The 11,052-nt window shown below is 70.5% G+C and carries 9 protein-coding genes; 4 read left to right on the top strand and 5 right to left on the bottom strand.

The window, feature by feature from the left end:
• Positions 1-6: 6 nt before the first annotated feature.
• Both ACGFYQ_RS30210 and ACGFYQ_RS30205 read left to right on the top strand, forming a co-directional pair.
• Positions 7-987, top strand: a complete 981-nt coding sequence (locus ACGFYQ_RS30210) for a hypothetical protein (protein WP_393749425.1) — start codon at positions 7-9, stop codon at positions 985-987.
• Between the two features lie 232 nt (positions 988-1,219).
• Complete coding sequence (locus tag ACGFYQ_RS30205) at positions 1,220-2,644, top strand: amino acid permease (RefSeq protein WP_393749424.1); 1,425 nt, start codon at positions 1,220-1,222, stop codon at positions 2,642-2,644.
• A gap of 85 nt (positions 2,645-2,729) precedes the next feature.
• On the opposite strand, the gene ACGFYQ_RS30200 is transcribed toward ACGFYQ_RS30205, so the two are convergent.
• A complete protein-coding gene (locus ACGFYQ_RS30200) occupies positions 2,730-3,791 on the bottom strand; it encodes a PQQ-binding-like beta-propeller repeat protein (protein WP_393749338.1) in 1,062 nt (353 codons plus the stop codon).
• On the opposite strand from ACGFYQ_RS30200, the gene ACGFYQ_RS30195 reads away from it, so the two are divergent.
• Complete coding sequence (locus ACGFYQ_RS30195) at positions 3,778-4,425, top strand: hypothetical protein (RefSeq protein WP_393749337.1); 648 nt, start codon at positions 3,778-3,780, stop codon at positions 4,423-4,425. The two genes, ACGFYQ_RS30200 and ACGFYQ_RS30195, sit on opposite strands and share 14 nt — an antisense overlap.
• 33 nt (positions 4,426-4,458) lie before the next feature.
• On the opposite strand, the gene ACGFYQ_RS30190 is transcribed toward ACGFYQ_RS30195, so the two are convergent.
• Together ACGFYQ_RS30190 and ACGFYQ_RS30185 are read right to left on the bottom strand one after the other, a co-directional pair.
• Entirely contained in the window at positions 4,459-4,671 is a 213-nt protein-coding gene (locus tag ACGFYQ_RS30190) for a hypothetical protein (RefSeq protein ID WP_393749336.1), read from the bottom strand.
• Positions 4,672-5,057: 386 nt separating this feature from the next.
• Entirely contained in the window at positions 5,058-5,819 is a 762-nt protein-coding gene (locus tag ACGFYQ_RS30185; RefSeq protein ID WP_393749335.1) for a maleylpyruvate isomerase family mycothiol-dependent enzyme, read from the bottom strand.
• Between the two features lie 388 nt (positions 5,820-6,207).
• On the opposite strand from ACGFYQ_RS30185, the gene ACGFYQ_RS30180 reads away from it, so the two are divergent.
• Entirely contained in the window at positions 6,208-6,411 is a 204-nt protein-coding gene (locus ACGFYQ_RS30180) for a cold-shock protein (RefSeq protein WP_328929665.1), read from the top strand.
• Between the two features lie 252 nt (positions 6,412-6,663).
• Here ACGFYQ_RS30180 and ACGFYQ_RS30175 read toward each other — a convergent pair whose 3' ends face one another.
• Together ACGFYQ_RS30175 and ACGFYQ_RS30170 are read right to left on the bottom strand one after the other, a co-directional pair.
• On the bottom strand, positions 6,664-10,470 hold the full coding sequence (locus ACGFYQ_RS30175) for a type VII secretion system-associated protein (RefSeq protein ID WP_393749334.1): 3,807 nt from the start codon (positions 10,468-10,470) through the stop codon (positions 6,664-6,666).
• Positions 10,467-10,874: a hypothetical protein gene (locus tag ACGFYQ_RS30170; protein WP_393749333.1), complete on the bottom strand. Its 408-nt coding sequence runs from the start codon at positions 10,872-10,874 to the stop codon at positions 10,467-10,469. Before ACGFYQ_RS30170 ends, ACGFYQ_RS30175 begins: the two co-directional genes overlap by 4 nt.
• Positions 10,875-11,052: the final 178 nt, after the last annotated feature.

The raw sequence follows: 11,052 nt of genomic DNA, 5'->3' as shown, positions 1-11,052 counted from the left end.
GAGGTGATGGCGGGCAGCGACTTCCGGCCCGTCTACCACCCCGCCGGCCACGACAACGAGCTCCGTGTCGCCGTCCAGGACCTGCGGACCGGCCGCTGGGTGTCGATGGCGCACTTGCTCGAACGGACGGACACCTGGGGGCTGTGGACCCAGCGCACCCAGGTCCTCGCCGCCGTCGCCGCCGGATCCGACGTGGTCCAGGCGTGGCGTACCGAGGAACCGCACAGCGTCGCCGCGACCGTGATGCACACCCGTGTCATCGTCGAACGGGCCGTCCGCGCCCACCGCGCCGGACACCCCCGTACCCGCGAGCTGTGGCGGGAGGCCTGGGAGGCCTGCCGGGACACCGCCGGCATCAGCCCCGCCGATCCCGTGCCCTGGGTCTGCCTGCTCGCCCTCGCCCCCCTCGACGAACACCGTCAGATGGACGAGCACCGGCTTCCGCCGCCCGGCCCGGTGCTGCCCCCAGGGCCCTGGGGCATCCTCGCCGAGGCGGACAAGCGGGACCCGCACAACCGCGAGGCGTACCACCGGATGCTCCAGTTCGTGTACGCGGGCACGACCGGACCGCTCTCCGAGGCCGCCAACTTCGCGCACTGGGCTGCCGACTCCGCCCCGCCAGGGTCCGCCGCCCACGTCCTTCCGCTCTACGTACGGGTCGAACGCTACCGCCGGGAACGCGGCCAGGAGAGGGCCCTCGATCTGCACTGGGTCGCCGAGAACGCCATCCGCGACGCCGCCCACGCCCTGGACGCCTGGTTCGGCTGCGCCGACCCGCGACACGCCTCTCCGCTCGACCTGAACCATCTCGCCCATGCCCTGTGGGGAGCCCTGCGGTTCGACGAGGCGGCCCGGGTCTTCGACGCGATCGACCGGTACTGGACCACCCTGCCGTGGGCCTACCGGACCCGTGCCCCGACCGACCAGGCACTGGCCGAGGAGGTGTTCCTGCAGGCCAGGTCCCGCAGCCTGGCAGCCCGGGACTGACGTTCCTTCCCCACGGCAGCCGCTCTGCCGCCCCCCGCTCCCGCCCCCCGCTCCCTCACCCCCCGCTCCACCGTCCCCCCGCTCCACCGTCCCCGTGCTCCACCACCCACCCGGAGGTACCGTCGTGTCCCGAACCGCATGGGCAGCTGACCGAGGCCGCAAGGCCCCACGCCCACAGGACGAGGAGGAACGGCTCAGAGAGCTCGGTTACCAGCCCGTCCTCGCCCGCCGGATGGGCGGCTTCGGCAACTTCGCCATCAGCTTCTCGGTCATATCCGTCCTCTCCGGCTGTATGACCCTGTACGGCTTCGGCCTGGGCACCGGTGGCCCCGCCGTGATGCTGTGGGGTTGGGTCGGCGTAGGCCTCTTCGTGCTCTGTGTGGGTCTCGCCCTGGCCGAGGTGACCAGTGCCTATCCCACCTCGGGAGCGCTCTACTACATGGCCGACCGGCTGGGCGGACGCCGCTGGGGCTGGTACACGGGCTGGCTGAACCTGCTCGGCCTGCTCGGGGCCATCGCCGGAATCGACTACGGCGCCGCCCTGTTCACCGGCGCCTTCCTCAACCTCCAGTTCGGCTTCGTGCCCACCTCCGGATCGACTTTCCTGATCTTCCTGTGCATCCTGCTGCTGCACGCCGGGCTCAACCTCTTCGGCGTCCGCCTCGTCAGCGTGCTCAACTCCGTCAGCGTCTGGTGGCACCTGGGCGGTGTCGCCCTGATCGTCGGCGCCCTGGCCTTCGTTCCCGACCACCACCAGTCGCCCTCGTTCGTCTTCACCGAGTTCGTCAACGACACCGGCTGGGCCAACCCGTTCTACGTGGCGGCGGTCGGCCTGCTGCTCGCCCAGTACACCTTCTCCGGGTACGACGCCTCCGCGCACCTCTCGGAGGAGACCTCGAACGCCTCCGTCTCCGCCGCCCGGGGAATCGTCCGGGCCATCTGGGTCTCCTGGATCGCCGGATTCGCCCTGCTCGCGGGGCTCACCTTCGCCATCCAGGACTACGCGGCCGTCCAGGGCAGCGCCACCGGTGTCCCGCCCGCCCAGATCTTCCTCGACGCCCTGGGCTCCGGAGGTGCCACCGCCCTGCTCCTCGTCGTCATCGTCGCGCAGCTCTTCTGCGGCAACGCCGAGGTGGCCGCCGCGAGCCGGATGGTCTTCGCGTTCAGCCGTGACAACGCGCTCCCCGGCTCCGCCCTGTGGCGCAAGGTCAGCGGCCGTACCCAGACGCCGGTCCCGGCGGTCTGGCTCTCGGTCGTCGTCGCGGGCGTGCTCGCACTGCCGTCGCTCTACTCCGCCACCGCGTACGGGGCCGTGACCGCCATCAACGTCATCGGCATCACCCCGGCCTACGCCATCCCGATCTACCTGCGGCTCCGCGCCGGCAACCGGTTCGAGCCCGGTCCGTGGAGCCTGGGCCGCTGGAGCAAGCCGATCGGCTGGACCGCCGTCGTGTGGGTGGCGGTCGTCACCGTCGTGTTCTGCCTGCCGCAGAAGTCCCCGGTCACCATCGACTCGATGAACTACTCGGTGATCGCCCTGGCGGTGGTGCTGGTCCTCGCCACCGTGTGGTGGTCCGTCGCCCGGCGCTCCTACGGGACCCCGTCGGCCTACGGAAACGCCCGCGAGCAGGCGGAGATCGCCGAGGGCATCGTCTGAGCACTCCGGCGCCCGCCCGCCCGCCCGCGCGCCCGCCCGGCCTGTGGGGCGGGCGCACGGCGGATCATGCCGCCCTGTTCCCGAGTCAGGGGCGAGCTCGATCTGTGGTGATGTCGGTGAGACGCCCGCTGGTGGCGGATGCGGCCGGCGGCGGCACGGTTGCATTGCCCCGCGCAGTGACGGCGACTGATGCGAAGGTGCCTTTCGCCATCACGAACAGGCCTCCGTCGCCGGCGTCGATCATCTCGTCGATCCGGCGGCCCAGAGAACACCGTGAGACGGCCTGGCCATCAGATCCCAGCCGGTAGATGCCGCCGTTGTCGGCGCCCACCAGGAATCCGTCGGCGTGCGGTACCGCGCCCGCCACCCGCTGCTGGCCGACGCCCGTACCCGTGGACCAAAGGCGCGTCCCGTCTGCGGGATCGACCGTGAGGAAACCGGTACGCGGCCGGTGCATCCAGACGGCGCCCCCGACGCTCTCGAACCTGGCAAACGGTTCGTACGCGCCGCGCCAGTCAGGCTCGTCCGAGCCGAGACCCAAGGCCACGAGCGACGCCTGGCCGCAGCCCGCCACGAAACGGTCGGTGCCCAGCGGGGTGAACACCGCGCCATCCCGCTGGAACAGCGGCTCCGGCAGTCGCCACCGCGCGAGGCCGCTGCCGTCGTGTGCGTCGACCAGCACCACCTCGGCCCCACTGCCGGTCAGCACCCCACCGCCCCAAGCGAGCGGCTGTACCGAGTGCACCGGCGATGTGGTGGTCCACCGCACGCGCCCGTCGGCCAGGTCCAGCCCGGTCATCGGCGTGTAGCCGCGCCAGCCGCCGACCACGACGGTGTCCTCGGTCGCCACGACGCCCCCGGTGAACCGCGGTGTCCTGGCGCTCCACAGCAGCTCCCCGGTCCGCAGATCCACACAGGACAGCAGGTCCGGTTCCTGAGGCAGCACCAGAACACGGTCCCCCGAGAGCGCGATCCCGCGCGGCCACGTACCCAGAGGGATGTCCCAGCGCACCGTCCCGTCGGCCCGCTCCACGCAGACCAGCCGGGTGCGCCGCTCGTGCAGGACGACGCAGTCCTCTCCCACCGCGTAGGCGGACAGGGCTCCCCGTTGGTGCAGTGCCCGCTCCCAGGCAATGGTGACGATCATCCGGCCATCTGATCACACGCCGCTGGCCCCTGGCCGCCGTGCCCCAGCCGGCGGCCGGGCATCTGCGCTGACCTGCGATTTTACTCAGGCGTGGCGCTGGGCGATGCTGCTCGGTATGCCGCATGTGCTCACTCACCGGGACAGCCCGTTCATCAACTTCAAAGAGTTCGATTTCCCCGATGGGCGGGGCCACGGATACCGATGGGTTCACATCAAGCGCTTCCACCTGCCGGACGACCCACCGGCCGACCAGGACCTGCTGGCCGCCTTGATCGCCCACCCGGAGTTCAGAGACACGTACGACGGAGCCGGCGTCTGGCACGAGCCGCGCCACGGTCAGTGGTGGTCGGACCGGATCTCTCCCGGTACGTACACGGCCATGGACGAGTCGAGCGCGACCGGCACCATTCACTCATGGGCGACCGGCGGCGTACCTCTTCCCCCAGATCTGGAAGCGAGGCTGCACGAGGCGGTCTACACCCCGATCCACCGGGCAACGAGCCGATACGCACTGAGATCCCTCCCCGAGGACGCACACCACGACTACGGCCCTATCCACATCGAATTTCACGAGCTCGTGATCATCGACCGCCGCGCCGGCACCCTTGCCCTCCTGGTCGCCGCAGACGATTGAAGTAGCTACTGCTCCACGTCCGGGCTGTGGAAGTCACCTCATCTTGAGCGCCTGTCCGGGGGCGAGGGCGGCGGAGATGCGCTCGGCGATCGTTTGGGCCGAGTTGCCTTCGGAACTCTTGGGGCCCTTCGTCACGCTGACCGAGATCGACAGCTGTTGCGTCGGCAGGTAGGCCGCTATGGCCGCGTAGCCCGGGAACGACGGGTTCGTCAGGATCCAGCCGTTGACGAAGGACTTGGCAGACACCAGCTCCCCGGCCGATGGCACGAGCCGACCGGTCCAGATCGCAGATGTTCTGCACGAGAACCGCGCCGGGAGCGGTGGTCCACGAGGGGTTCCAGAAGGTGGACTCCTCGTAGGTGCCGCGCTCGGAGGTGAAGGCGTGCAGGACGGGGTCCGGGATCTGCGGCGTGTACTGGTTGCTGGTCCGGCTCAGCCCGAGCGGCTCTCTCACCCGCTCCGTGAGCAGAGCCGTGGTGAGCACTTCCCGGTTGCCGGAGGAGACCCGCAGGACCACCGAGTTCAGGCCGAACTCCCGCTGGGACTGCTGGGCGATGGTGAGGTCCGTCTTCCCTTGATGGTGTGGGGTGGCGGACCGGTGCGGGCTGGTCCCGCGTCACGGTTGTCCGAACCTAGAAGGCCGAGTGGGCGAACCAGTGGGCGAGCAGGTCCGGGTCGCCGAGCAGGTGGAAGGCGTCGCTCCGGCGGTCCAGGCGGCCGTAGAGGAGCAGCAGGAGATCGGCGGCCGTTCCCCGGACCGTGGCGTCCGCCGCGCGGGGCTCGGCGCGGTCGGCCACCAGGGCGAAGCCGTCGGGGCGCAAGCCGACCAGCCAGTCGCCGTCGCCGTCCGTGCAGCTGAAGCGAATGGTCCGGTCAGGGGCGCGCAGTTGGGCGGTCAGCGGCGCGAAGGAGGAGGCGAACGGCAGGTTGGTGAGGAACTCGTCGATGCCGTCGACCGCCAGTACGCGGTCGACGTGCGGTGACAGCCCGAGGGCGAGTTGGGCGTCGGCCCGGTGGACGAGTGTCTCGAAGAGCATGCGCCGGACCCAGAACCGGGCGTGCTGGTCGACTCCCCAGGCCCACATCGGTGCGTCCAGGTCGGTGGCGGCGAACACCTCGGCAGCCTCCGCTGCGCTCGCGGCCAGCCAGTCCGGGAAGCGGTCGGGGTGCTCCGGCAGGCGCAGGTCCACCTCGCGGCTGGCCGGCGGTTGCTGGATGCGCCGGCGAAGCAGCTCGGTGAACCACCGGTGCACGCTGCCGACGTGCTGCGTGAGGTCCGCGAGAGTCCAGCCGGGGCAGGTCGGCACCGGGGTGGAGAGGTCGGCTGCCGTGACCGTGGCGATGAATCCGGCGGTCTCGGCTGCGACGGCGGCTCCGTGCTGGGCGGGGTTCATGTCCGTGCCCTTCCTCTGATGGTGCTGCCCCCGGTGGCGAGGATGCTTAAGGGAGTAGATGGTTCATGTTCTCAAGTAATGGCGAAGGTAATTCGCAAGCGCTGAGGATGTCAACTTTCCCTACCCGCGCCGACCTGGGCGGTGTGCCGTCTGCTCCGGGATGCAAGGAGCGCGCCCATCGACCGTACGGGCCCGCTTCCGGACGCAATTCGGTGATCGTTGCTCTCTGGTGATGGGCGGTTCCGGCGTGTAGCTTCTGCTGTAGCTGTCGTGGTTCGCAGTTCCTGCCCGCGCCCAGGCGTGGGCGTTTTGCTGTGCAGTGCCGGACCAGGGCGATCACCTCCGGGTCCGCGCGGTGCGGATCCGACATCGACTGAGAGGTACGAGCATGGCCAGCGGAACCGTGAAGTGGTTCAACTCCGAAAAGGGCTTCGGCTTCATCGCGCAGGACGGCGGCGGTCCGGATGTCTTCGCCCACTACTCCAACATCAACTCCACCGGCTACCGCGAGCTGCAGGAAGGCCAGGCCGTGACCTTCGACATCACGCAGGGCCAGAAGGGCCCGCAGGCGGAGAACATCACCGCCGCCTGACCTGCGCAGCCGGCATCCGCCCGCCCCGGAGCCATGGGCTCCGGGGCGGGCTGTGTCACCCGGTCCGTGTTCTCGAACAGCACGGCCTGGTACTCGGTGAACCTGCCCGCGTCCAACGCCGCGCGAAGGGCGTTGACCGCCCGCTTCGATCCGTCGCCGCCCACGCGGTCGTCCCTGAAGGACGCGAGGGTGTACTCGGTCTCGGTCTCGGTCTCGCGGCGCAGCGGCATCTCGCGCACTGCAGGAGCGCGATCAGCCGTAGGCGAGGAGGGCCGAGGCGGAGATCTGCATCGGATGAGGTCCCTCGTTGTTGACCACTACGTACGTGGCGGGGGGAAGGTCCCTCAGAAGGTCGCTCATCATCGCTGGGGACAACCGAGCCCCTCCGTCGAAGCTCAGCACGTCCGTCGAGGCGTACTCGCGCGAGCTGTAGACGAAGACGGCGGAACGGCCGTCGTACATCTGCGTGATGCTGGGATGACGACGGTCGCCGCCGGCGGTGATGTACCAGACGCGGCTTCTGCGGAGTGCGGCCGCGAGCTGGTTGAAGACCGGCTCACCGTCGGCATACCGGGCGCACAGCCCGGCGACTTCGTCCTCCGCGGCGACGGGCTGGGCGGCGGCGCCGGGAGGAGTCGACGTCGGGGGCTGAGGGGGGGTCTGCGGGGGCGCGGGGATCACCGTGTGGGGCGGGCCGGGCGTGTTCCCGCGGGGCTGGTCCGGTTCCCGGGCGTCTTCCGTGACCTGGCCGGCCCGATCGAGCCGATAGACGACCGGTGAGGCCGGGTTGATGGAGATCGCGGCCCCCACCGGGAGGGATGCCAGCAGTTCCTCGCCGGAGATCTGGATGACCGCGATGCCGTCGGGAACGTGGCCCGGCGAGGTGAAGACCGCCGTATCCGGGGCCGACGTGGTGGAGGGGACCGCCTCGGCCACCGCGACCGTGGCCGACCTGAGCGCACGTTCCAACGCCGCATCGGACCCGTAGCCGGTCAGGGCCAGCTGAGCGGCCTCGTCCACGGGATCCGTCGGTGCAGGGAAGTTCAGCGCGACGGGCGAGGGACGATAGCGCTCGTTGGCTTCGAATCCGGTGATCTCGCCATCGGCCCCGACGCGGAACGCGCCGCGGATTCCGTGCCCAGGCACTCCGCCCTGCGGATCGAAGGCGGGGTCGATGGCGTACAGATGGCCCCCGGGCATCCGCAGCGCCGCAGCCTTCAGCTCCTCGGTCACAGGTGGGATTTCGGCCCTGATCTCCGCCGCTGTCCGTACGGCGGGCGGCCCTTCCTCCTTCGGACCGACGTACCGGGCGCGCACCGACCGCGCCCTCGCGTCGTCTCCCGTCCGGTGCAGTGCCAGCGAAAGGTTGTGTGCCGTGGCCTTGAGGTCGTCGACCGCCCCGCCACGGCGCGCACCCGAGGTCTCCTTGAGGGCCAACGCCTCTTCGAGGAGGCTCACCGCCCGTGCCCCATCGCCGTACTCCCCGTACAGGGTCCCCAGGTTGGCCAGCGCGCTCGCCAGTTCCTCCGTCACACGAGGCTCGCCGCGCATACCTCGCAGCGTGCTGACCGCCTCCTCCAAGTGGTGGCGCCCCGCCTCCTCGGAGCCGATCTCGGCGAGGGCCGCCCCCAGCTGGTTGAGCGTGGCCGCGAGGTCCAAAGTGGCGCCGGTGTCGTGTGTGGCCAGGGCGCGCTGCAGCTCCACCGCTTCCTCGACATGAGGTATCGCCTGTCCGTTACGGCCGAGGTCATGCAGGACCGCTCCGTACGCGCGTAGGACCAGTGCCAGGCCGTGGCGGGTGTCCGGCCGGTCGTCGGCCGCGAGGTGCTGCCGGTAGGCGGCGAGAGCATCGGCGAGATGGGGCTCCGCCTGCTGTGGACGTCGCGCCGCCCGCAGCTTCATGCCGTAGTCGGCCTGTGCGCCGGTCAGCTCCAGTTCGTAGCGGCCGGGGCTCTGTTGCGCCGCCTCGCGGTACAGCGAGAGCGATTCCGCGGAACATCCGGCGGCGGCGTCCACCTGCCGAAGGGCGTACAACCGCTGGGAGTGCCCGTTCAGGATCGCTGCCCGCTCGGCGATGTCCAGGGGCTCAGGAGAGGACAGCGAGGACCACGCGCTCTCCACCGCGGCCGTACTGAGTTCGAGTGCCGCGACGTCCAACCCGGCCGCGGCGAGTTCGCCGCTCGCGCGTGACAGTCTCTGTGCGATGCGTCCGTTGGCCGTCGTGCCACCGGACTCCCGCATCCCGCGCACCAGCGTCACCGCTTCACTCGCCACGCTGTCGGCGCGCTGCAGGTCGTCGGTCCGCCGGAGAGCGCCGGCGTACCGAACGAGTTTCATGAGCCGGCCGCTCTCCTGCCAGGGGCCGGTGCCCTGCCATGCCTCCACCGGCGCGTGGACGAGTCTGTCGGATATCGCGACGGCGATCCTGGCCCGGCTGTCGCTGCTCGCCGTGGAGCCGAGGAGGAGGTCGAGTGCCTCGAGTTCCCCGACTCCCAGCCGGGACGCGGGAGCGGCTCCGCCGCGTCCGGCGACCGCTGCGCGGATCTGCTGCTCGAACCGGTCCACGTCCGCTTCCAGCGCGGCGCGCGCGTAACCCCGGGGGTGGTCGAGGATCAACCCGCTCACTGCCCCGCCGAGACGCTGGGTGACGGTTGCCGAAGCCGTCGGCTCTTCGCCCGCCGTTCCCAGCGCTCTGATCAGGACGCGGGCGCAATCCCTGCCCTCGAACCAGTCGTCCGTGCCGCACAGGGTGCGGAACAGACGCTCGGCTTCGACATCCGATCGACTCCCGTCCGCCAGGGCGTGCAGGACCGAGTCGGCCAGGCGGTCCGGTCCGGGGGCCCGCCACAGCGTTCGACCATCACCCGGGTAGAGGGCTTGCAAGTGCCTCGCCTTCCTCGCGAGATCGCCGTCCGCCGCCGTCGTTTCGACGCGCCGCAGCGTCCGCAGCGCGGCTTGCTCATCCGGCGGGGTGTGCAGGCAGACCAGTGCGAGGAGCAGGCGTGCGCCGTCATGGCTGACGGGTACACCGGCGGCGGTCAACGAGCCGACCACGTAGCGCTGTTCGTGTTCGACCAGCCCGGTGATCGGGTGGTCCTGGTATTCCAGCGAGGCGGCCCGGCCTTCCGCGGCGTCGAGGACGCGCAGCAGCGCCGCGGCATACAGGTCGAGAGTGGTCCGGACGACGGTGGGGCGACCCTCGGCGATCGAGTGTGCTGTGCGGGGGGCGAGCTTCATGCCGGCCTGCTCGGCGGCTCGCGCGAACCCCGCGGTCGCTTCCTGCCAGATCTCGCCCAGCCCGGCTGCGTTCATCCCCTGCGTGACGGGTGCCAACCGCGTCACCCGCCGCTCGATCCAGCGATGACGCTGGCTGCCGACGGAGAGTTCCTCCCACCATTCTCCGGTGTCTCGGGCGAGCAGGAGGAGTTTCACGGGGGGAACGCCTTGCACGGTAGGGAGTTCGGTGACCGTGCGGAGCAGTTCCTCGATCCGCGATCGGTGTACTTCGGCGGAGTCGACCACGAGCAGGGCTCGGCCGGACAGCCGCGGGAGAGCCGCGGCCGCGGCGAGTTGACGGTCCCAACGCCGGGCGGATCGGGCGAGTGACCCGGCCATGGCTTGCGTGCCGGCAGCGTACGCGGTGGGAGCCCGTTCGAGGTCGACGACACCGGCCGTCCAGCCCAGACCCCGGAGCCGGGAGCAGAGCTGCAAGGCCAGGGTGGTCTTGCCCTGGCCCGAGGGGGCGCAGACAAGCCGCAACGCGGTTCCACGGCCCTCGCGTGCCCATTCGACCAGGTCCGCCTCCTCAGGGCGGCTCACCAGTGGGTGCAGTCCGGCTTCCGGGGTGAGCCAGGTCCACGGTCGGTCCGTCGGGGTCGTCGGCTCCGGTCCGAACAGCATGAGCTCCGCGTCGGCACGCGAGACGGGAGCGGCGGGCTCGACGTGGCCGCCGTCGGCGTAGTAGATGACGATGTTGCCGTCACCGGTGACCACGACGGAGTCGACGATGTGCTCCGCGGCCACCCCGCGGTCGCCCGGACGTGAAGCGTCGGAGGTCACCCGTTGATCCGGTTGTGATCGCCGGTGACGACAGTGCCACCGGTCATGTGTCCGACGTTCACGGCACGTTCACCCAGCGCTGTGACGCGAGCGCCCGACTGGGCGAGCAGCACGCCGAGTTCGGCGGTGAACTCCGGATCCCCTTCGAGAATACGACGCAGCTGTCCCCGCAACGCTGCCTGGAAGTCGGGGTCTTGAGGCGCCTCCGCTACGTCTGCGACGGCGGATTCGAGCTCCTGCCGATGCCGGTTCCGCCGAGTGAAGCGCTGCAGGATCTCCCGCCCGAGCGAAACGGTGGCGTCCGCTGCCTGGTCCCTCGCGCGAGTGAGCACCGCGGTCCCGTAGGCACCGATCGCGCTCACCACGTAAGGAGTGATCTCCGCTGCGGTCAGACTGGCATCCATGTGCCGCTCCCGGTTCACTCGTCGGCGTCACTCCCCGAGCGACCGCCGGTTCCCCTCTATCGACGGTAACGCGAACCGCGACTCGATGAGGGGCGAAGTTCCGGGTTCCGCGGGATGCCGGCACTTCGCACTGGGTGTCGGCACGTCGCCCATCGTGTTCGCCACCAGGATCCGGACG

This window comes from Streptomyces sp. NPDC048258 (assembly GCF_043201995.1).
Lineage (GTDB): Bacteria > Actinomycetota > Actinomycetes > Streptomycetales > Streptomycetaceae > Streptomyces.
Note: the sequence above shows the minus strand (reverse complement) of the source record. Positions and strands in the feature narration are given on the sequence as shown.